Consider the following 20,171-nt stretch of genomic DNA (forward strand, 5'->3'; position numbering starts at 1 on the left):
GCTGGTGCGCACCAGACATAGCCATCGCGGGATTTAACGAATAATCGCTTGATTAACCGGTCTTGAGCAAGCTGATCCAATGGCTGAAAGGTTCTGGAGAGGCGCTTTCGATAGCATCGTGTATTAGAACGTCTATCTGACGACAGTGGCCATAGGCGGCCTGGCACGCGCCGAATGCATCAACGACACGACCGGGCGGGTCGTGCAGCACATCGAGCGCAATGTGAGCAAGGGGGCGGGTCGGCCAAGACTACGACCTCGTACACCTACGAATGGTGGGACGGCGCCAAACAGAAAGAGATCAAGATCCAGGCCGAAGGGAGCCAGCCTGGGTGGGCGCCTGGATTCTCGCGGTTTACCTACGACGTGAACGGCAACGTCAAAAGCGCCACCGACGTGGTGGGCAAACGGGAGTTCCGCTACCTGGTCGATGGCGACGGTCAGGTGATGCGGCGCGACGAATACCTGGGCGCCAGCACGAACAGCGCGGGAGAGCTGGTCAGCGCACACGCGAACCGCTCGCACTCCTATTACTACCTGGGTGGGCACCGCGTCGGCAACGTGGGTAACGACGGTGTCGAGCGGGTGGACTACGCGCAGGAACTGTCGCGTACGACGCCGGAACAGACTAAGGCAGAGGACTATTACAAGCGGTTCAAACCGACGGCGGGAGCGGATTTCGACGAGAACTACGTGCCCATCAACAGCGGCTATCCGGGGCTGCGGCCGGTGCGTACACGGTACGCACCGGCGATACGCTGCGCAGCATTGCGACGTCGCTGTGGGGAGATGCTGCGCTGTGGTGGATTCTGGCCGATGCCAACGGCCTGAGCGGCGATGATGCGCTAGTGGCGGGCACGGTGCTGCGGGTACCGAACAAGGTCACCAACGTGCACAACACGTCGGAGACGTATCGGCCGTACGACCCAGGCAAGGCGCTGGGCAACACGAGTCCCACGCTGCCGGAGCCGCCGCCTCCGCCGGGGCGCGGTGGATGTGGTGGGTTGGGGCAGGTGTTGTCGATAGTGGTGGCGGTGGCTGTGACAGTGTGGACAGGCGGAGCGGCTGCGGCTTTCTTGAACAGCCAAATTGTGGGGTGGGCGATTGGTGGGGCAGTAGGATCGATTGCAGGTCAGGCGGTAGGCATGGCTACCGGCGTGCAAGACAAATTCAGTTGGGCAGGTGTGGCGCTGGGGGCAGTGGGGTCGGGCGTGACGGCTGGGTTGGCACAGGCGGCAAATCTTTCAACCACGCTGGTGCAGAAGTTTGGCGAGACGGGCAGTCAGGTGGCGCTGGGTGCGATGAGGTCGGTGGCGACGCAGGGCATCGGTGTTGTGACGGGTTTGCAGTCGAGTTTTGATTGGAAGGGCGTCGCCACCTCGGCTATTGCTGGTGGCGTGGCCTATCAGGTCGGAACCAGCTCCATCGGAAAATTGGAGCACATTGGCGATATAGCGCAGGGATTCTCGGCAAGTGTGTCCAGTGCGCTGGTGCGGGGCGGTAGCCTGAGCCGGAACATGGGCGCGATTGTAGGTGATGCGATTGGCGCAACGATCGGCAACCGGATCGCGAAGACGTTGGGGCAACCCGAATCAACGGCGGTGACTTTGAACGGAATCCGGGTAGGGGAAGAGCCTGCAGGGGTGAGGTTGCCTACGCAATACTTGGAGCCAACTGGTGGTAAACCTGGGGGTAGCGAATCCCTGGCCAGCGCAGAGAGGGCACAAGGGTTCGGGTATCTAGCAGGCGTAGGGACCGACGTCGAATTATCAGGATTGATCGGGGTCCACGCAGGTGACCTCCTGGCGGCCAACACGGCGAGTGGACGCAACTCGTCCACCGGTATGCGGTTGCCGGCAATACCTGCGGCTCTGTATGCCCTGCGCGATCCAGCGGTTTTGGCGGATCCGGATGCACTGGGTAAGCTGCATGGCGTTGCGTTGCAAAACAGCCGCGCATGGCTGCCGAGCAGTCTTTCGCCAGTGGAGACCAGTTTGACGACAGGGGTGGCCTATCAGAAATTATTTGGTGACGACCGGACGGCAGTCTGGTTCGGGCTTGCTCCCTATGCTACGTCCAAAGTGGGCGAGACCTATCAACTGTTGGACCGGGCTGGCTTGTCCGGTAGTGTGGACGCAGGAGTTATTCGCGCAGGGTTCAGCGAGGGTAACCGGGCAATCTTCGAGAGCATGTTCACGGCGGAGCAGTTTTATCAGGCAGGAGGAACTGCAGCCATTCGAGCAATGGTTACGCTAGACAACGAGAGTTTCGGGGCGCGGTGGACACAGGAAAACTACGGCTATGAAACCTCCGTAGTACGAAGCTTTGAACTTCGGGATGAGGCAAAGGCGGCATTTGCGGCAGGGCAAATAGGCAAGGGAGAAGAACTGCTTGGGCAGTCGCTGCGGGCTTCGGCTGATTTTGAACAGCGCGTCGTATTGCAGCAGTATTACGATAAGTCCTATGCCGCGATTGGCGAGATCAAAACGCTTCGTCAGTCCATTCAAGACCTCTTCAGGGTTGGAACACCGCCGAGAATTGCGGAAGTGACGGGCAGTGTTGGAGCCAAGCTTGTCGAAACAGGGCGCAATGTCTATAACACGGGAGTCGACGCGATCGCGCGACAGGCTTCGACCGTTACGATTCATGGTAAGTCGCTCAGTTTCACGGGGAACGACGTTGGCGATGTCAGTCAACGCATGCCGTTCGTCTACGGGCTAGCGGATAATCTGATGGGAGTCTACACGCAGAGTGGGAATTGGTTGAGTGGCAGCGGTCGTATCTACCAGGATCAATTCAATGTTTTGAACCGTGTGTACGGCTACGATGCTGTTTCTAATGTCCGCCGACGACTGGGGTTGTAATGAGCAGGTATAAGACGAGCCTCCTGGGTGGAGCGTTGATGACGGCTGTCGCAGGTATAGCGGCATGCGGCCCTACAGAGGATCGCAGCGTGACTTTGAAGCAAGACATTAATGGGATGGTGATCGGAGACGACAGGCAGTCACAGCGGCTGGTGGTGGGAGTAGGAGATACCGTTGCGAGATTGGTTGAACGCAATCCATTCCTCAAGGAGCTCGGGCTAGTCCCAGGAAAATCAGGCGAATTGCTGCGACTGCCGTTGATGACCAGACTCGACCTGCGCTATGAAGACGGAGATCTGAATTTTGATGTTGGCTGCGTAATCCGAGCCAATATCGATGGCAACGCACAGTTTGCCGATGCGGCATTTATCGGTATGAAACTATGTGAGGAGCCTCTGAACGATTGGAATGCCGCGGTAGATTTGGCAAAACAGGTGATGCGTCGCTTCGAGCAGCAGAATCCCCAAGTCAAAGATATACGTGCCTTTTATCTATCGGCGAGCGAGGCCGAATTACAGCGGATAGGGGGATGGAAGCGGTCGACGCAAGAGCTTCATACGTTGCTGACTCCTGAGGAAGCCAAGGCCAAGTTTGCACGTGAAGCAGCTGCGGGGCATGAGGAGATTGTTAGTGGTCGTCGGAATGGTACATCTGCTCTGATTGGCATCTATACCAGCGAAAAAGCAATATTCCAGATCGGAGTATCCAAAACCGCGAACTTTGGTGGCAATAATCTGAGCGAAGCACAACGCCAAACCATGCGCTACGAGGTCTCAATGCATTTCAGGTTACGTCACGATGTGAAGCTGGCACCGCCGCCGCGTTGATGGCAAGGTTGTTGAGGTCTCTTACGCCTAGCGCAACACCATGATATTTCCAACCGAGCAGAGGACCGCGCTGTCATCTGCGCAGTGATCCGTATGCTGCCGGTCGCAACAGTGCGGCCCCCTTCTTGTCTACACCGGATCTCACGGCGTCGGCAGCGACGGCGCAGCAGGGAGTAGACCACGCGTAGGAGTTGGCGCGGACGACGCTGGAGCAGACCAAGGCCGAGGATTACTACAAGCGCTTTAAACCAACGGCCGGGGCGGACTTCGACGAGAACTACCTGCCGATCAACAGCGGCTATCCGGGGTCTGCGCCGGGCAGCTACACAGTGCGTGGCGGGGACACGCTGCGCAGCATCGCCATGCAGGTGTAGGGAGACGCCTCGCAGTGGTGGATGCTGGCCGATGCGAACGGGTTGAGCGGCAACGAGACGCTGGTGGCGGGCACGACGCTGCGTGTGCCGAACAAGGCCACGAACGTGCGCAACACGTCGGAGACGTACCGGCCGTATGATCCGGGCAAGGGGTTGGGGAATACGAGTTCGACGCTGCCGGAGGCGCCTCCGCCCCCGGAACGGGGAGGATGTGGCGGGTTGGGGCAGATGCTGGCCGTGGTGGTCGGTGTTGCAGTGACAGTATGGACGAGTGACGCTGCCTCGGCGCTATTGGGAAGCGAAATACTGGGTTGGGCAGTAGCCGATGCGCTGGGGTCGGTAGCCGGTCAGGTCACGGCAATGGCGACGGGCGCTCAGGACAAGTTCAGTTGGACTGGTGTGGCGCTGGCGGCAGTGGAGTCTGGAATAACGGCGGGGTTGTCGCAAGCGACGACTTTGGGCACGACCCTAGTCCAGACGTTCGGGAAGACGGTTAGCCAGGTGGCGCTGGGCGCTATGCAGTCGGTGGCGACGCAGGGCATTGGAGTCGAGTTTTGATTGGAAAGGCGTCGCCGCTTCGGCTATTGCTGGCGGCGTGGCCTATCAGGTGGGAACCAGCTCCATCGGAAAATTGGAGCACCTTGGCGATATAGCGCAGGAGAGCGTGCCGACGTTCGCCGAGATTGGTACGCCATGGGGACCAGCACTTCAAAGTTCCGCTCCAGAAGCTTTGGCTGCTCGTTTCTCGGTCGAGAATGGCGCCACTCTCTATCGCCTAGTGACATTAGGTAAAAGCGAAGCGGCTGAGGCTCAATTTTGGACACTAGACACCCGCTGAACCCTGGATACGCAGCACGATACGGCATTCCACCTGAAAACGCGGCAAAGTTCGACTTCATCGAGACTGCGACGTTGAAACCGGGGACGCCTTTCGTCAATCGTCCAACCCCAGGAATAGGTTCAAATCCTGGCGGAGGAATGGAGGTCGTGTTTCCGAGAAATGGCGTTGCCATGAAATATTTTGGTCGGCATTGAGGCTAATATGAGCGGCTACGATCACTATGCTGAAGCCAAGAGCATCGCGGATAGCATCGAGGCGAAAGGATTTCCAGATCAAGCGATGGCGGTGCGCAGCGCAATTGATGACGGAAGGTCAGGAATTGAGATATTCATGCAATTGCGTTTCTATCTCGCTCCGTTCGAAGGTAATGAGAAAATCGACCCTACGACTCAGTTTCGAATTGCTGGTCTTTTAAGCAGGGTCAATGAGGCGTTAAACCGGTAAGTTTATTGCCTGCCGCAGAGGGTGTCCCGATAATTAGTCGGCCTCCATCGTCTCGTGGATGGCCGCATAGGCTTTACTCTGGTATTTCTTCGCCTTGATCGTGTACCTCAGTATTTTTACTGTGAAGCCCTAACCGAACCGGCTGCCAGACACTACCACATTCATCACCTCATCCTGAAAAACCCGTTTCCCCGCATCATCCAGTGCCGCACCCGCCGCCACCATTAGCGGCAGCAAATGATCAGGATGTGGTTGAACCACACGCGCATCGGGCGCGTCCAGCCAATGTTCCAGCGCCTGCTCGCGCTGCGGCCGCGGCAATTCCACCGTCTGCGCCAGCCAGTCGTCGAAGCGCTGCGAGGCCGTCTTGAATGCCGGCGCGAAGCCGCGCATGTTGTGGAAGCTCATGCCGCTGCCCACGATGAGCACGCCTTCGTCGCGCAGCGGGGCCAGCGCGCGGCCGGCGGCCAGGTGGTCGCGCGGGTCCAGGCCCTGCTTCATCGATAGCTGGACGATGGGCACGTCGGCGTCGGGGTAGATCAGCTTGAATGGGACGAATACGCCGTGGTCCAGGCCGCGCGTGGCATCCGATGCGCAGGGGATGCCGGCTTCGCCCAGCAGGGCCTGGACGCGGCGCGCGAGTTCCGGCGAGCCGGGCGCGGGGTATTGCAGTTCGTAGGTGTGCGGCGGGAAGCCGTAGTAGTCGAATAGCAGGGGCGGCCGTTCGCCGGCGTTGACGGTGAATGCGGCTTCTTCCCAGTGGCCGGAGATCACCAGCACGGCCTTGGGCCGCTGGCCGACGGTGGCGGCCATGCCCCGCAGGAAGGCGGCCATGCGGTCCCACATGTGCGGATCGCCCGGCCAGTCCATGAAGAAACAGGGGCCGCCGCCATGCGGGATGAAGTAGGTGGGCAGGCGTGGTTGGGCTGGGGCGGCGGTCATGGCGGGTTCCTTTGTCTTGCTGGTATCACTATAGGCACGCGCGGATGCGCAGGCAATCGCCGGAAATGGAATGGTGCGTTGCGGGGCCGGCGGTAATCGAGGCCCGGCTTCATTCCTGCTCGCGCATGCGCGCGGCGTCCTGCCGGACGGCCTGGAGGAAGCGTTCGAGCGCAGGCGCGGGCGCGACGTCCGCGCGAATGACGACGCCTACCGGCGGCAGGATCCAGGGCGGCTGGAACGCCAGGATGGTGAGCACGCCGAGCCGGGCGTAGTGCTGGGCCACGCCGCGCGGCATGGCGCACAGCACGTCGGTGCTGCGCAGCAGGATTTCGTTGGCGAGCAGGGAGACCGATTCGGCCAGCGGCACGTCTAGCGCCAAGCCCTGTTCGGCGAAGTAGGCGTCGATGCGCTGGCGCAGCGGCGCGTCGGGCGGCGGCAGTATCCAGGCCTGGCGCGCCAGCGTGGCAGCGGTGATGCGGGTCGAGCGGGCGAGCGGGTGGCCGACCCGGGCCACGATATAGATCGGTTCTTCGTACAGGACTTCGGTGCGGAAGGCGGTCTGGGCCGAGCCCTGCATTAGCCGGCCGATGACGCAGTCGAGTTCGCCGCGCGCCAAACCCGCGAGCAACAGGTCGCTGGTGCCTTCGTGCAGCATGACGGTGACGCCGGGGTTTTCTTCGTGCATGCGCGCCAGCGCGCGCGGCACCAGCACGGATTGGGCAACCTGCAGCACGCCCGCGCGCACCCGCCCCTTGGCGCCGCGCGTAATGGCAGCGATTTCTTCGCGGGCGCCTTCGAGGTCGGCCAGCAGCACGCCGGCTTTCTGGACCAGGGCCGTGCCGTAGGGCGTGGGCGCGATGCCGCGGCGCGAGCGGATGAACAGCGGCACGCCGAAGGCTTCTTCCAGTTCCACCAATAGCTTGCTGGCCGCGGGCTGGGTCATGCCCAGCTGCGCGGCCGCCTTGTGCACGCTGCCAGCGGCGTACAGCGCCTCGAGCAGGTCCAGGTGGCGCAGCCGCAGCCGCGAGCGTATCTGCCGGACGGAGGGAACGCGGTAGTCGGGATCCATGGCGCGTGTGATTCCAATGGGTTTTCACTTGATTCTAATAATTGATTATCCGGTAGTCACTGCCTGCCTACACTGCCTTCACCGATTGCCACTTACTTCCTACCGAGGTTCACCGATGAAGATCACCATGCTGGGCACAGGCGCCGCGCTGCCCGATCCCGATCGCGGCCAGTCCGCCATCCTGCTGACGCTGGACGAGGACCGCCACTACCTGTTCGATTGCGGCGAGGGGGCGACCCGGCAGATGGTGCGGGCCAACATCGATCCGGCCAAGGTCGGTTTCGTGTTCCTGACCCACCTGCACCACGACCACATTTGCGACTACCCCTACTTCGTCATCTCGAGCTGGATGCTGAACAAGACCGGGACGCCGCTGGTGCTGGGGCCCAAGGGCACGCGCCATTTCGTCGACCATTTGTTCGAGCACGGCGCCTACCAGGCCGATTTCCGCGCGCGCAGCAGTTATCCGGCGCGCCAGGAGAACATCGAGGCGGCGCGGCCGGAAGTGCGCGAAGTGCAGCCCGGCGTGGTGTTCCAGGACGACAAGGTGAAGATTTCCGTGGACTGGGTCGAGCACATCCCGCGCGAGATCTGCGAATGCTTCGGCGTGCGGGTCGAGGCCGAGGGCAAGGTCATCGCGTTCAGCGGCGACACCGCGCCCTGTGAAGCCATGGTGCGGCTCGCGCAGGATGCCGACCTGCTGATCCACGAGTGCACGTTTCCCGAGTCCTTCATCGCGCACCGCGCCAAGACCGGCGTGGGCACGTATTCGCACACCAGTCCTACCGACCTGGGCAAGATCGCCCGGCGCGCCAATGTGAAGAGCCTGGTGGCCACGCACTTCGGCCACTTCGATTCGACCAGCCCGGTCCTCAAGCGCGCCGCCGCCAAGCATTTGCCGGTGGAGCTGATGGGTCCGCACCTGATGGACGAGATCGTCGCCGACATCCGCAAGAACTACGACGGGCCGCTGCGCCTGGCGCACGACCTGATGCGCATCGATCTGTAGCCCGGCAGGGGAGCGAAACCGACGCGCCGGCGGGGCCGGCGCAGTTTGCAGGAGTCTAGCCGTGACCGATACGCTTTGCCGCCATACCTTTATGTGGGCCGCCGCCGTTTCGCTGGCCTGCGCCGCCGCCGCCGCGCAGGCCGCCTATCCCGAACGGCCCGTCCGCATCGTCCTGCCCTATGCCGCGGGGGCCGCGGGCGACACCGCCATCCGCCTGGTCCAGCCGATGCTGGAAAAGCGTCTGGGCCAGCCCCTGATCGTCGACTACCGCAGCGGGGCCGGCGGCAATATCGGCGTGCAGGAGGTCGTGAACGCCAAGCCCGACGGCTATACGCTGGTGCTCGGCGCCACCAACAATTTCGCCATCAACCAGTTCCTGTACGACAAGCTGGGCTTCGATCCGCTGGCGGACCTGGCGATGGTGGGCAAGCTCGCCGACGTGCCGGCCTTCATCTATCTGAGCGCCGCGGTGCCGGCACGCGACTACGCCGGTTTCGCACAGTACGCGCGGGCGCAGGCCGGCAAGCTGAACTACGGCTCGCCCGGCGCGGGGACCACGCCGCACCTGTCGGCCTTCATGCTCAGCGACGCGATGCAGGCGAACATGACCCACGTGCCCTACCGCGGCTCGCCGCTGGGCGTGCAGGCGCTGCTGGCCAACGACGTCCAGCTCTACATCGGCGGCTATAGCGTCGCGGCCGCGTTCCAGGACCGGGTCAAGGTGCTCGCCGTCGCTTCTCCCGAGCGCTACCCCGGTCTCGACAGCGTGCCGACCACCGCAGAAGCGGGCATGCCCGACGTGGTGATGAGCAACTGGTGGGCGCTGGCCGCGCCCAAGGGCACCGACCCGGCCGTCATCGGGACGTGGTCGCGCGCGCTGAACGAAGTGCTGGCGCTGCCGGAAGTGCGGGCGGCGTTCCTCAAGGCCGGTTTCGTGCCGGGCACGGGCACGCCCGCGCAGTTCGAGGCCGAGTTGCGCAAGGAGGTGCCGCGCTGGCGCGACATCGTGCGCAAATCGGGCATCTCGCTCAGCCAGTGACGCGCCGCTAGCCCGCGCCGAAGAACGCGCTCGGCGTTACGCCGAACTGCCGCTTGAACATGGTGGAGAACGCGCTCGGGCTGGCATAGCCCAGTTCCAGCGCGACGTCGAGGATGCGCGCGCCTTTGGCCAGGCGCTCCAGTCCGGCCAGCAGGCGGGCCTGCTGGCGCCATTGCCCGAAGGTCATGCCGGTTTCACGCAGGAACAGGCGGTGCACGGTCTTGGCGTCCACACGCAGTCCGTCGGCCCATTCCTGAGCGGTGCGCTTGTCGTCCGGCTGGGCGACGAGGGCGCCGCAGATGGTGCGCAGCCGCCGGTCGGCAGGCAGGGGCAGCCGCAGCGGCAGCGTCGGCAATTGCCTGAGCTCGTCCAGCAGCAGGCGCATCACCCGGCCGTCGCGGGTGTCGTCGCGGTAGGGGCCTTCGATCTCGATGGCGGCCAGGATCAGCTCGCGCAGCAGCGGCGACACGGCGATGACCGCACACTGGCCGGGGAGGTCGCGGGCCGATCCCGGGTGGACGTAGGCGGTGCGCATGCGCACTTCGCCGACCATGCGCAGTTCGTGCCGCACCGAGGGCGGCATCCACAGTCCGCGCGTGGGCGGCACCACCCAGCGGCCCTGCTCGGTGATCACCACCATGACGCCGTGCACGGCGTGGATGAGCTGGCCGGTGGGGTGCTGGTGTTCGCCGGTGGAATGGCCGCCCGGGAAATCCTTGGCCATGGCCGTGACCGGCCGCTCGCGGCGGTCGTACTTGCGGTAGTCGGGTGAGGGGGGTGGAATGTCCATTTCGAGAAGAATGGTGCCTGAATTTCGCAAGACAGGCGGATTCTCTGCGGGTACGCTTACGAAACTCCGTACAAACCCCTAACCCGGATCGGGTGTCCAACGAGACAATCATGCAAAGCGCCACTCCCGCGGCCAGTCCCGCCGTGCCTGCCGAACGCACAGGATTCAAGATCCTGGGCGCCATCAGCTTCTCGCATTTCCTGAACGACATGCTGCAGTCGCTGATCCTGGCGGTGTACCCCCTGCTCAAGAGCGAGTTCTCGCTCAGCTTTGCGCAGATCGGGCTGATCACCCTGCTCTATCAGCTGACCGCGTCGCTGCTGCAGCCGCTGATCGGCCTGTACACCGACCGCAAGCCCAAGCCCTATTCGCTGCCGGTGGGCATGCTGTGCAGCATGAGCGGCATCCTGCTGCTCGCGTTCGCGTCCAACTATGCGACCGTGCTGCTGGCGGCGGCGCTGCTCGGCATGGGGTCGTCGATCTTCCATCCGGAATCCTCGCGCGTGGCGCGGCTGGCGTCCGGCGGCCGCCACGGGCTGGCCCAGTCCATCTTCCAGGTCGGCGGCAACGCCGGCAGCGCGATGGGGCCGGTGCTGGCCGCCTGGTTCATCCTGCCGCGCGGACAGGACAGCATTGCCTGGTTCGCGCTGGCGGCGCTGGTCGCCATGGTGGTGCTGACCCAGATCGGCGCCTGGTACAAGCGCCAGCACCTGGCCGGCCCGCGCAAGGCCCGGCCGGCGCCGGCCCCGAACGGCCTCTCGCGCGGGCAGGTGACCGGGGCCATCTCGGTGCTGCTGATGCTGCTGTTCTCGAAGTATTTCTACATGGCCAGCTTCACCAGCTACTACACCTTCTATTTGATGCACCGCTTCGGCGTGTCGGTGCAGAGCGCGCAATTGCATCTGTTCTCCTTCCTCGCCGCGGTCGCGCTGGGCACCATCCTGGGCGGCCCCATCGGCGACCGCATCGGCCGCAAGAAAGTCATCTGGGGATCCATCCTGGGCGTGGCGCCGTTCGCGCTGGTGCTGCCCCACGTCGGGCTGGCCTGGACCGGCGTGCTCAGTTTCGTCATCGGCCTGATCCTGGCCTCGGCGTTCTCGGCCATCCTGGTGTTCGCCCAGGAACTGATGCCGGGCAAGGTGGGCACGGTGTCCGGCTTGTTCTTCGGTTTCGCTTTCGGCATGGGCGGCCTGGGCGCCGCCGTGCTGGGCAAGGTGGCCGACGTGACCAGCATCGAGTTCGTCTACCAGCTGTGCGCGTTCCTGCCGCTGCTCGGCTTGCTGACGGTATTCCTGCCGGACCTGCGCAAGGCGCGCGCCGGCGCGGCAGGGGCCGCCGCGCCCGCCTGAGGCGGGATTCGGGGCGCAGGCGCCACCCCGCCTGCGCCCGTCCGTTCTATAGTTGCGGCCTGGGGCGATGCCGCCCCGCTTTTCCCCGGCCCTCCATGAAAACCTTTTTATTGTTCGTCTGCATCGCCTGCGCGCTATCCGGCTGCGGCGTCATGGCCGCGCCGTGCCGCGTGGCGTCCGCCGGCCTCAAGATGGTCCCCCTGGTGGGCGGCGTCGCTGCGCTTCCCACCGATGCCTGCGCCGCGGTGATCGACTGATGGATGCCCGCAAAGCCCTCGTGCTCTTTTCCGGCGGCCAGGATTCCACCACATGCCTGGCCTGGGCGCTCGACCGCTACGCGGCGGTGGAAACGGTCGGCTTCGATTACGGCCAGCGTCATCGGGTGGAATTGGACGCCCGGCTGAACGTACTGTTCGAAGTGTGTACTCGCTTCCCACAGTGGGCACAGCGGCTGGGCGAAGACCACACCATCGACTTGGCCGTGCTCGGCGCGATCAGCGACACCGCGCTGACCCGGGAAAGCGAGATCCGCTTCTCGGACGCCGGCCTGCCCAACACTTTCGTGCCGGGCCGCAATCTGGTCTTTCTCACCATGGCCGCGGCGCTGGCCTACCGGCGCGGCCTCGACGTGATCGTGGGCGGCATGTGCGAAACCGATTTCTCCGGCTATCCCGACTGCCGCGACGATACCGTCAAGGCGCTGCAGGTGGCGGTGTCGCTGGGCATGGGCCGGCGCTTCACCTTCGAGACGCCGCTGATGTGGCTGGACAAGGCCCAGACCTGGCAGATGGCGCAGGACCTGGGCGGTGACGACCTGGTGGACGTGGTGGCCGAGCACAGCCACACCTGCTACCTGGGCGATCGCAGCAAGCGCTTCGACTGGGGCTACGGCTGCGGCGCCTGCCCGGCCTGCGAACTGCGCGCGGCGGGATACGCGCGGTGGCGCCGTGGGGCGGATGGCGGCTGAGGCTGGGCGGGCGCCTTGCGGGCGCCCCAGATGGACCAACGCCTGCCGCAATAGCCGCCGCCGGCTTTGCATGCCAACATCCCCTTGCCTGACACCGACGATATTGCGGAGCTTGCCATGACAGTTGCACATTCGCGGGACTGGACCCTGCGGCCACGGATGGAAGGGCGGCTGGAAGGCCAGACCCAGTTGCTCAAGCGCCTACTGATGAAGAAGTTCGGCATCCTGCCGCCCGCGGTCGTCCAGCGGCTGGAGCAGGCCACGGAGGCGCAGACCGAAGCCTGGTCGCTGAACGTGCTCGATGCGCCCAGCCTGGACGACGTGTTCCGCTGAAGCCGTTTTCAGGCTTTCGATCGCGGGGCGCGATCGAAAGCGGCGCGCCTGTGGCCTCGTTCCCTGTGCGGCAACGCGGCCTCGACGCAACAGGGCGGCGCGCATGGGCAAGGTGCCGCTTGCCATGGCTCCGCGCTTTCATGAATAATAAGAATCATTATCATTGAATCGCGTCCACGGTGATGCGATGACAGCATGGCCGCCGCTCCCACACCCGCACAGGACGCACTGCATGCGCTCTATGCCAGCCATCACGGCTGGCTGGTGGGCTGGCTGCGCCGCCGGGTCGACAGTCCGGCCGATGCGGCCGACTTCGCGCAGGACACTTTCATGCGGCTGATAATGCGCCGCAGCCTGGGCGACCTGGGAGCCGAGCCGCGCGCGCTGCTTACCCACATCGCCAAGGCCTTGCTGGTAGACCATTGGCGCCACCAGGAAGTCGCGCGCGTCTATCTCGAGGCGCTGGCCAACCAGCCGGAACAGTGCGCCCCATCGGCCGAGACCCAGGCCGCGGTGCGCGAGGCGCTGCTGCGCATCGACCGCATGCTGCGCGACATGCCCGAACGCGTGCGGGTGGTGTTCCTGATGGCCCACATCGACGGGCTCAAGTATGCCGAGATCGCCGAACGCCTGGGCATGGCGGAGATCTCGGTCAAGCGCCACATGCGCCGCGCTTTCATTGCCTGCATGAGCACGCTGTGAGCCGCGCCGCCGAGCTTGCCGGAAACCTGCCGCCCCCCGACCACAAGGCGCTGGGCGAGGCCGCCGACTGGCTGGTGCGTATCCAGAGCGGGCCGTTGTCGCCGCGGGACCAGCGCGCGCTGCTGGCATGGCGCCGTGCCAGCCAGCGCCATGAGGAAGCCTGGCGGCGCGCGGAGGACGTGCTCGGACTGCTGGGCCGGATTCCGCCCGAACTGGGCAGAGAAGTGCTGCCCAAGCTGGCCGCGGACGCCCGCGGGCGCAGCCGCCGCCGCGCGTTGGCCATGCTGGTCGCCGGCGCGGGCGCCGTGCCGCTGGCCTGGCTTGCCGCGCGTGGCGGCGCCGATGCCGCTTTCCTGCTGGCCGATCACGCCACCGCGCTGGGCGAGGTGCGCGAACTGGCGCTGCCCGACGGTACGCGCATCGTGCTCAATACGCGCAGCGCCATCGACGTGCGCTACGACGACCGCCTGCGCCGCGTGGTGCTGCGGGCGGGAGAGATCCTGGTCGAAACGGCGCCGGATACGGTTCCGGTCAAACGGCCCTTTCTGGTGGAGACGGCGCAGGGCCGTGCGCAGGCGCTGGGCACGCGTTACACCGTGCGCCAGTTCGATGCCGCCACGGGGGTGGCGGTCTACGACGGCCGCGTGGCGCTGCGCCGCACGGGCCAGGCCGAACCGTTCGCGATGCTGTCGCCGGGCCAGTCCCTGCGGTTTTCCGCCAACTGGAAAAGCCCGCTCGCGCCAGCGGAACCGGCCGACACGGCCTGGCAACACGGCATGCTGGCGGCGCGCAGCATGCGCCTGGACGAATTGCTGGTGGAACTGGGCCGCTATCGGCGCGGCCTGCTCTATAGCGCCGACGAGGTTGCGGCGCTGCGGGTATCGGGCGCCTTCCCCTTGCACGACATCGATGCCAGCCTGGATCTGCTCGCCGCGACGATGCCGGTGCGCATCGTGCGCCGCACGCCCTACTGGGTGGCTGTGCACGGGGTCCGGCCAAGCCGGGATTGAGCCGGCAGGATTCGCGCGCAGCGGGTGATACTTTTTTCCCGCTCGTTCGGTAGGGAGAGTAGGGCCTGCACAGCGTGCACGCCCTTCGACACCCTACCGAAGGAAATCATGCCGTTCCATGCTTCATCCCCGCCCGCCGGATCCGTCCCGCGCGCGCTGGCCGCGATCCTGCTGGCCGCTTTTCTGGGAACCGGGCCCGGCCTCGCGGCGGCGGCGGAAGCCGGCGCGCAACTGGCGGCCGAAAGCCGGGACTATGCCATCGGGCCGGGCGCCCTCGGCGACGTGCTGGCGCAGTTCGCAGCCCAGGCGGGCGTGGCGCTTTCCTTCGATCCGGCGCAATTGGCGGGCCTGCGCAGCCCGGGCCTGCATGGCCGCTACACCGCCCGCCAGGGTTTCGAGGCCTTGCTGGCCGACAGCGGCTATGAACTGGAGGCGCGCGGCGGCGGCTATTCATTGCGACTCGCGCCGCAGCCGCCCCGCGCCGTCGTGGAGCTCGGCACCGTCCACGTGCAGGCGGACGCGATCAAGCCCGAGGACACGCCCTACCGCACGGCCGGATCGTCCAGCTACATCAGCCGCGACGATATCGAGCGCTTTCGCGGCACTTCCGTGGGCGACATTTTCCAGGGCACGCCCGGCGTGCTGGTGGGCGAGAACCGCAACAGCGGCGGCCTGGACGTCAACATCCGCGGCATGCAGGGACAAGGCCGCGTGCCGGTGCTGGTGGACGGGGCGCGCCAGGAAACCACGGTCTCGCGCGGGTACTCCGGCGTGTCTTCGCGCAGCTACGTGGACCCGGACTTGATCGGCGGCATCGAGATCAACAAGGGGCCCACGCTCAGCGCCCAGGGCGCGGGCGCCGTGGGCGGGCTGGTCAGCATGCGCACCCTGAATGTGGACGACATCGTCCGGCCGGGCGAGACCATAGGACTGCGCCTGCGCGGCTCGGCCATCGGCAACAACAGCGGTTCGCCCTCCGACCCGGGCACCCGGTCGGGCTACGGCAGCATCGGCGGCCCGTTGAGCGGAGGCACGGGATTCCGCACGGACTGCGCTTCGCCCGGGCTGTGCGAGGGGCACGAGTTGTCGTCCATCTACGGCACGGACGCGACCATGGACCGGCCCGGCACGTTCACGCCCAAGAGTTACGCAGGCAGTCTGGCCTTCGCCAAGCGCTGGGAAAAGGTCGACCTGGTCGCGGCCTATGCCCAGCGCAGCCAGGGCAATTACTACGCGGGCGAGCATGGACCGACACCGGCGCTGGACTTGTCGGACACCGCGCCGGATGCGTTCTGGACGAACGTATATCCCAAGCTCTCCGGCGCTTCGCGCGTCCGCGGCGGCGAACGCGTGGTCAACAGCAACTACGAGAGCAAGTCGACGCTGCTCAAGACCCGTCTGTACCTGCCAGACGACCAGGAACTGGAACTGAGCTGGCTGCGCTACCGCAGCACCTACGGACAATTGATGCCCTCGCAGCTGATCTGGTTCGGCGTGATCGAGCAGACCGAGAACAGCAAGGTGACCGCCGATACCTACACCGCCAAGTACCACTGGCAGCCCGCGGGCAACGATTACATCGACCTGCGCGCCAACCTGTGGATGACCGATACCGACAGCCTGAATCGCAACTATTCGAAAAGCATGGCGCTGCTGGGCGGCGAATCCTACAACTCGGCCGAGAAGTACAAGCGCAAGGGGCTGGACCTGACGAACACCATGCGCTTCCACCAATGGGGCGAAATCAAGCTGGACTACGGCGTCTCGGCGCAATGGGAGAACATCGGCACCACCGGCGAGGACGCGGATGCGCCCCGGTACTTCTTCCGCAACGGCACGCGCAGCGAGTACAGCGTGTTCGCCGGCCTTCAGTGGAAGCCGGTCGACAGCCTGACCTTCGAAGGCGGGCTGCGCTACATGCGCTTCAAATCGCACGACGACAACGCCACCGTCATCAACAACGACAGCCGTTACTGCTTCGACGATGACGGGGACGGCCAATGCGACCCGGTCTACTACGCCAACAGGAAAAGCGGCACCACGCCCATGCTCAGCCTGACCTGGGAGCCGCTGGCGGGCCTGCAGTTCTACGGCAGCTACGCCGAGGCCATGCGCATGCCAAGCTTGTTCGAGAGTTCGTCGGGGTTTTCCGCCGCGCCCACGCTGGACAGCAACCTGCGGCCCGAGCACGCCTACAACCGCGAAATCGGCGTCAACTATCTGAAAGACGGCCTCTGGAAGAGCCACGACAAATTCCGCCTCAAGCTGGCCTATTTCCGCAATACCGTGCGCGACTACCTGACGCGGACCATTCCCAATACCTGGGAAGACACCAGCACCGGCGTCAATTCCGGATTCTTCCGCATGCGCAACATCGACAAGGCCACGTTCAACGGCGTGGAACTGTCCGGATCCTACGACGTGGGCTATCTGTTCACCCAGTTCGGCGCCACGCGCTACACCAAGATCGAGACCTGCCTGACGGGCAGCTACCGCCGCGAGCCCTGCACCGACTACGGCATCGCCGCCAGCTACATCAACAACATGATCCCGCCCAACTGGCACGCCTCGCTGCTCGTCGGCGCACGCCTGTTCGACCGCAAGCTCACGCTGGGCCTGCGCGGCACGTTCATGGGCCAGCGCAACCGCGTGCCCGAGTACGACAACCAGACGGCCACCGGCGGGATTGCGTTCGCCTCGCCCATCGAATGGCACGCCTACCGGATCTACGACCTGTTTGCCAGCTACAAGGTCAGCGACCGGCTCAGCATCGATTTCAACATCGACAACCTGACCGACCGTTATTACCTGGATGCCCTGAGCCTGGGCATGGTGCCCGCGCCGGGACGAACCGCCCGGCTCGGCGTCACTCTGCAGTTCTAGAAGGCAGGCGCCTGCATGCCCACCGAATCCCTTCACGTTTACCTCGAGCAAAGGAAGCACTTGTCATGAGATTCCTGTTACGCAATCTATTCATGGGGCTGGGCACGACGCTGCTGCTGGCCGCCTGCGGCGGAGGGGGGGACGGCGGCGACCGCGTCTCGACCGCGCCGCCCACCGTTACGATCAGCCCGGACCGCGCGACGGTGGAAGTCGGCGCCGCGGTGACCGCCCGCGGCGAGGCGCAGTCGAGCAGCGGCGGCGCGTTCACCTATCGCTGGAGCCTGGACAAGCCGGCCGACAGTGCCGCCGCGCTCGACAGCGCCAGCCGCAGTACGGCCACTTTCACGCCGGATCTGGCCGGCGAGTACCGGTTGAGCCTCACCGTCAACGACGGCAAGGCCGACAGCACGGCCGCGCTGGCGGTCTTTACCGCCAGCAGCACCGACCCGGTGGCCAACGCGGGCACGGACATCACCACGGTGGCGGCCACCGTGGGTCTGTACGACCAGCTCACCGGCGGCACCGTGCAACTCAATGGCACGCGTAGCCAGCCCCCCACGAACGGCGACCTGGCAGGCCTGTCCTACCAGTGGTCGCTGGCCCAGGTGCCGGAGAGCAGCAAGGCGGCGCTGGATGACGCCACGCTGGCCGAGCCCCGCTTCACGGCCGACAAGGAAGGCACTTATCGCGCCACGCTGGTCGTGCGTTACGGCAACAGGATCAGCAAATCCGACGAGGTCGTCATCAACGTCGTCAAATCCAACGTGCCGCCGGTGGCCGTCGTCAAGTTCGGCGGCGAGGAGGTCAAGGACGCCATTACGGTGGTGCGCGGCCAAACCGTCACGCTGGATGCATCGGGCAGTGCCGATCCCGATAGTCCGGGCAACAACAGCCATCTGCAGTACCGCTGGGAGTTCGCCAATGGCGCTTCTCCCGGCGTGCCGAACGGATCGAAGTCGGTCCTGTCCGGCGCCACGACCGCGGTGGCCTCGTTCACGCCGGATATGGCGATTTCCTACCGGTATGCCATCACCCTGTACATCTACGATGGGGTGGCTCGCACCACCAAGTCGTTCTATGTCCACGTGACCAAGCCCGAGGGAGCGGCGAACACGCCGCCGACGATGGTGTCTCCCCTGCCGCCCTACACCAACGCCACCTATGAGATCGAGCGCGGGGCCAAGGCGAATTTCATGTCGGACAAGGCCGGCTACGACATAGACGGCGATTCGCTCAAGTATCAATGGAAGTGGATCAGCTATCCGAGCGGCTTCGATCCGGAGACCGGCTCCACGTTCACCACCAGCTATTTCAGCAGCGTTTTCACGCCCAACGTGGATGGCGAATACGTCATCGAAGTACAGGCCTCCGACGGCCAGGCCCTCGGCGCGTCCGTGCGCCAGACCTACACCGTCAGGCTGGGCGCCAATCGCGCGCCGGCAGCGTCCGCCGGCCTTGCCGCGCGCAACACGACGGTGGCGGCCGGATCCATCGTCACTCTCGACGGCAGCGGCAGTTCCGACCCCGACGGCAACCGGCTGGACTATGCATGGACCCTGCTCGACAGGCCGGACGGCAGCACCGCCGTGCTGAACGGCGCCACGACGGTCAGGCCCACGCTGACGGCCGACAAGCCGGGTTACTACACTGCGGCGCTGACGGTCAAGGACAGCCACGGCTTTCCCGGCACCAACGTCGCCAAGGTTACGTTCAAGGCCAAGTCCACCAACTATGCGCCGGTGGTCCGGCTCGACGTGCCGGTGAACTACACCAGCGAGCAGCCCATGGTGATCGGCTACCGCGGCGACAAGTTCAGCTATACCAATAGCTTGACGAAGCACACCGACGAATTCGAGAACTGGCTGTCGTTCAGCGCGGGCGTCAACGCCGTCGATCCGGAAGACGATCCGTTGACCGTCCTGGGCACCTTGGTGCAGGAGCCCACCGGCAACGCGTTCCGCTATCCCGCGACAGGCAATCTGTGCAACAACGGACTGAATGTGAACGATGCCGGCATGGCGTCCTCCGGTACGACCTACACCGACCACATCAACAAGCTGCTGGCCTTCCGCGATTGGGAGTGCCCGAGCGTCACCCTGGCGCCGTCCGTGCCCGGAGACTACCGGCTGGAGTTCTTCGTATCCGACGGCACCGACAGGGTGGGGCCTTATGCGGTGACGGTGCCGACCGCCAAGCGCGAGAACTATCCGAGCCTGCTGCTCGAAGACCTCAAGAAGTCGCACGACTGGTCCAACAACGAGCAGAAAATCGTGATCCGGCAGACCAATCCCGCCGACACGCCGCAGGTGACTTTCCCCACGTTCGGCTTGCCGCAGGCGAACCGGCGTCCGGTTCTGCCCTTCTCGCTGTATGCCACCTTGGAGCCCCGGATCGACGAATATCTGGGCACGGACCTCGTGCTGGCAACCTATCGGCTTACCGCGTACGGCGGCGACTACACCATTACCGGACTGCAGGCGAGCGATTCGACCGGCGTGGAGAAGCCGCGCTTCGTCGGCTTGTCCAATAACCAGGTGATCAAGCGGGGCCAGAGCGTAGAGTTCCAGTTGGTGTGGCCGGTCAGCCAGACCATGCAGAGCACGTCGGCGACGCTGGTGGAGAGATTCTCGAGCCTGTCATGGGCGTTCAAGATCGCCGAAAGGCCGGCTTGGACATTCGATTATTCGGCTGCCGCGGTACGATAGCCCGCAGCGGTATCAGCTCATGC

At 64.9% G+C, this 20,171-nt stretch carries 20 protein-coding genes; 17 read left to right on the forward strand and 3 right to left on the reverse strand.

The features are described from left to right. Nucleotides 1–174: 174 nt before the first annotated feature. The 7 genes from PIGHUM_RS24060 (at nt 175) to PIGHUM_RS02505 (ending at nt 5,350) form a co-directional block, all read left to right on the forward strand. Nucleotides 175–831 carry a hypothetical protein gene (locus PIGHUM_RS24060; protein ID WP_222929194.1) on the forward strand — a complete coding sequence of 219 codons (657 nt, stop codon included), beginning with the start codon at nt 175–177 and terminating at the stop codon, nt 829–831. 314 nt (nt 832–1,145) lie between these two features. Then, nucleotides 1,146–2,864: a hypothetical protein gene (locus PIGHUM_RS02480; protein WP_124077651.1), complete on the forward strand. Its 1,719-nt coding sequence runs from the start codon at nt 1,146–1,148 to the stop codon at nt 2,862–2,864. An 89-nt stretch (nt 2,865–2,953) separates the two neighbouring features. Beyond that, nucleotides 2,954–3,691 carry a hypothetical protein gene (locus PIGHUM_RS02485; RefSeq protein WP_124077652.1) on the forward strand — a complete coding sequence of 246 codons (738 nt, stop codon included), beginning with the start codon at nt 2,954–2,956 and terminating at the stop codon, nt 3,689–3,691. Nucleotides 3,692–3,882: 191 nt separating this feature from the next. After that, on the forward strand, nt 3,883–4,065 hold the full coding sequence (locus PIGHUM_RS02490; RefSeq protein WP_124077653.1) for a hypothetical protein: 183 nt from the start codon (nt 3,883–3,885) through the stop codon (nt 4,063–4,065). A gap of 21 nt (nt 4,066–4,086) precedes the next feature. Further along, complete coding sequence (locus PIGHUM_RS02495; protein ID WP_124077654.1) at nt 4,087–4,623, forward strand: hypothetical protein; 537 nt, start codon at nt 4,087–4,089, stop codon at nt 4,621–4,623. After that, nucleotides 4,607–4,903: a hypothetical protein gene (locus tag PIGHUM_RS02500; RefSeq protein WP_124077655.1), complete on the forward strand. Its 297-nt coding sequence runs from the start codon at nt 4,607–4,609 to the stop codon at nt 4,901–4,903. The genes PIGHUM_RS02495 and PIGHUM_RS02500 overlap by 17 nt, the downstream gene beginning before the upstream one ends. Nucleotides 4,904–5,107: 204 nt before the next feature. Further along, a complete protein-coding gene (locus PIGHUM_RS02505) occupies nt 5,108–5,350 on the forward strand; it encodes a hypothetical protein (protein WP_124077656.1) in 243 nt (80 codons plus the stop codon). A gap of 129 nt (nt 5,351–5,479) precedes the next feature. On the opposite strand, the gene PIGHUM_RS02510 is transcribed toward PIGHUM_RS02505, so the two are convergent. Next, on the reverse strand, nt 5,480–6,292 hold the full coding sequence (locus PIGHUM_RS02510; protein ID WP_124077657.1) for a DODA-type extradiol aromatic ring-opening family dioxygenase: 813 nt from the start codon (nt 6,290–6,292) through the stop codon (nt 5,480–5,482). A gap of 109 nt (nt 6,293–6,401) precedes the next feature. Beyond that, the gene (locus PIGHUM_RS02515) at nt 6,402–7,361 is read right to left on the reverse strand and encodes a LysR substrate-binding domain-containing protein (protein ID WP_124077658.1); all 960 of its coding nucleotides are present in this window, start codon (nt 7,359–7,361) and stop codon (nt 6,402–6,404) included. Between the two features lie 115 nt (nt 7,362–7,476). Here PIGHUM_RS02515 and PIGHUM_RS02520 point away from each other — a divergent pair, with 115 nt between their 5' ends. Together PIGHUM_RS02520 and PIGHUM_RS02525 are read left to right on the forward strand one after the other, a co-directional pair. Continuing rightward, nucleotides 7,477–8,370, forward strand: a complete 894-nt coding sequence (locus PIGHUM_RS02520; RefSeq protein ID WP_124077659.1) for an MBL fold metallo-hydrolase — start codon at nt 7,477–7,479, stop codon at nt 8,368–8,370. Nucleotides 8,371–8,431: 61 nt separating this feature from the next. Further along, the gene (locus tag PIGHUM_RS02525) at nt 8,432–9,409 is read left to right on the forward strand and encodes a Bug family tripartite tricarboxylate transporter substrate binding protein (protein ID WP_246012870.1); all 978 of its coding nucleotides are present in this window, start codon (nt 8,432–8,434) and stop codon (nt 9,407–9,409) included. Between the two features lie 7 nt (nt 9,410–9,416). Here PIGHUM_RS02525 and PIGHUM_RS02530 read toward each other — a convergent pair whose 3' ends face one another. Then, a complete protein-coding gene (locus tag PIGHUM_RS02530; protein ID WP_124077660.1) occupies nt 9,417–10,199 on the reverse strand; it encodes an AraC family transcriptional regulator in 783 nt (260 codons plus the stop codon). 110 nt (nt 10,200–10,309) lie between these two features. Between PIGHUM_RS02530 and PIGHUM_RS02535 the strand changes: the two genes are divergently transcribed. The 8 genes from PIGHUM_RS02535 to PIGHUM_RS02565 all read left to right on the forward strand — a co-directional run bounded on the left by PIGHUM_RS02535 (nt 10,310) and on the right by PIGHUM_RS02565 (nt 20,148). Further along, complete coding sequence (locus PIGHUM_RS02535; RefSeq protein WP_124077661.1) at nt 10,310–11,548, forward strand: MFS transporter; 1,239 nt, start codon at nt 10,310–10,312, stop codon at nt 11,546–11,548. 95 nt (nt 11,549–11,643) lie between these two features. Beyond that, complete coding sequence (locus PIGHUM_RS24010; RefSeq protein ID WP_187697737.1) at nt 11,644–11,805, forward strand: DUF6726 family protein; 162 nt, start codon at nt 11,644–11,646, stop codon at nt 11,803–11,805. Next, on the forward strand, nt 11,805–12,515 hold the full coding sequence (gene queC / locus PIGHUM_RS02540; protein WP_124077662.1) for a 7-cyano-7-deazaguanine synthase QueC: 711 nt from the start codon (nt 11,805–11,807) through the stop codon (nt 12,513–12,515). The genes PIGHUM_RS24010 and queC overlap by 1 nt, the downstream gene beginning before the upstream one ends. Nucleotides 12,516–12,632: 117 nt before the next feature. Next, a complete protein-coding gene (locus PIGHUM_RS02545; RefSeq protein ID WP_124077663.1) occupies nt 12,633–12,848 on the forward strand; it encodes a DUF4351 domain-containing protein in 216 nt (71 codons plus the stop codon). Nucleotides 12,849–13,043: 195 nt separating this feature from the next. Continuing rightward, nucleotides 13,044–13,550 (forward strand): sigma-70 family RNA polymerase sigma factor, encoded by a 507-nt coding sequence (locus PIGHUM_RS02550; RefSeq protein WP_124077664.1) that lies wholly within the window; start codon nt 13,044–13,046, stop codon nt 13,548–13,550. Then, the gene (locus PIGHUM_RS02555; protein ID WP_160142116.1) at nt 13,547–14,560 is read left to right on the forward strand and encodes a FecR domain-containing protein; all 1,014 of its coding nucleotides are present in this window, start codon (nt 13,547–13,549) and stop codon (nt 14,558–14,560) included. Before PIGHUM_RS02550 ends, PIGHUM_RS02555 begins: the two co-directional genes overlap by 4 nt. 108 nt (nt 14,561–14,668) lie before the next feature. After that, nucleotides 14,669–17,443, forward strand: a complete 2,775-nt coding sequence (locus PIGHUM_RS02560; RefSeq protein WP_124077666.1) for a TonB-dependent receptor — start codon at nt 14,669–14,671, stop codon at nt 17,441–17,443. A gap of 65 nt (nt 17,444–17,508) precedes the next feature. Then, a complete protein-coding gene (locus tag PIGHUM_RS02565) occupies nt 17,509–20,148 on the forward strand; it encodes a PKD domain-containing protein (RefSeq protein ID WP_124077667.1) in 2,640 nt (879 codons plus the stop codon). The last annotated feature ends 23 nt before the right edge of the window (nt 20,149–20,171 follow it).

Origin of the sequence: Pigmentiphaga humi (assembly GCF_900606115.1) — a bacterium.
GTDB lineage: Bacteria > Pseudomonadota > Gammaproteobacteria > Burkholderiales > Burkholderiaceae_B > Pigmentiphaga > Pigmentiphaga humi.

Bases quoted from the DNA above. Each gene is read 5' to 3' on its own strand.
- PIGHUM_RS24060 (WP_222929194.1), top strand. From the start codon at position 175: ATGCATCAACGACACGACCGGGCGGGTCGTGCAGCACATCGAGCGCAA.
- PIGHUM_RS02480 (WP_124077651.1), top strand. From the start codon at position 1,146: ATGGCTACCGGCGTGCAAGACAAATTCAGTTGGGCAGGTGTGGCGCTG.
- PIGHUM_RS02495 (WP_124077654.1), top strand. From the start codon at position 4,087: ATGCTGGCCGATGCGAACGGGTTGAGCGGCAACGAGACGCTGGTGGCG.
- PIGHUM_RS02505 (WP_124077656.1), top strand. From the start codon at position 5,108: ATGAGCGGCTACGATCACTATGCTGAAGCCAAGAGCATCGCGGATAGC.
- PIGHUM_RS02510 (WP_124077657.1), bottom strand. From the start codon at position 6,292: ATGACCGCCGCCCCAGCCCAACCACGCCTGCCCACCTACTTCATCCCG.
- PIGHUM_RS02515 (WP_124077658.1), bottom strand. From the start codon at position 7,361: ATGGATCCCGACTACCGCGTTCCCTCCGTCCGGCAGATACGCTCGCGG.
- PIGHUM_RS02520 (WP_124077659.1), top strand. From the start codon at position 7,477: ATGAAGATCACCATGCTGGGCACAGGCGCCGCGCTGCCCGATCCCGAT.
- PIGHUM_RS02530 (WP_124077660.1), bottom strand. From the start codon at position 10,199: ATGGACATTCCACCCCCCTCACCCGACTACCGCAAGTACGACCGCCGC.
- PIGHUM_RS02535 (WP_124077661.1), top strand. From the start codon at position 10,310: ATGCAAAGCGCCACTCCCGCGGCCAGTCCCGCCGTGCCTGCCGAACGC.
- PIGHUM_RS24010 (WP_187697737.1), top strand. From the start codon at position 11,644: ATGAAAACCTTTTTATTGTTCGTCTGCATCGCCTGCGCGCTATCCGGC.
- queC (WP_124077662.1), top strand. From the start codon at position 11,805: ATGGATGCCCGCAAAGCCCTCGTGCTCTTTTCCGGCGGCCAGGATTCC.
- PIGHUM_RS02545 (WP_124077663.1), top strand. From the start codon at position 12,633: ATGACAGTTGCACATTCGCGGGACTGGACCCTGCGGCCACGGATGGAA.
- PIGHUM_RS02550 (WP_124077664.1), top strand. From the start codon at position 13,044: ATGGCCGCCGCTCCCACACCCGCACAGGACGCACTGCATGCGCTCTAT.
- PIGHUM_RS02560 (WP_124077666.1), top strand. From the start codon at position 14,669: ATGCCGTTCCATGCTTCATCCCCGCCCGCCGGATCCGTCCCGCGCGCG.
- PIGHUM_RS02565 (WP_124077667.1), top strand. From the start codon at position 17,509: ATGAGATTCCTGTTACGCAATCTATTCATGGGGCTGGGCACGACGCTG.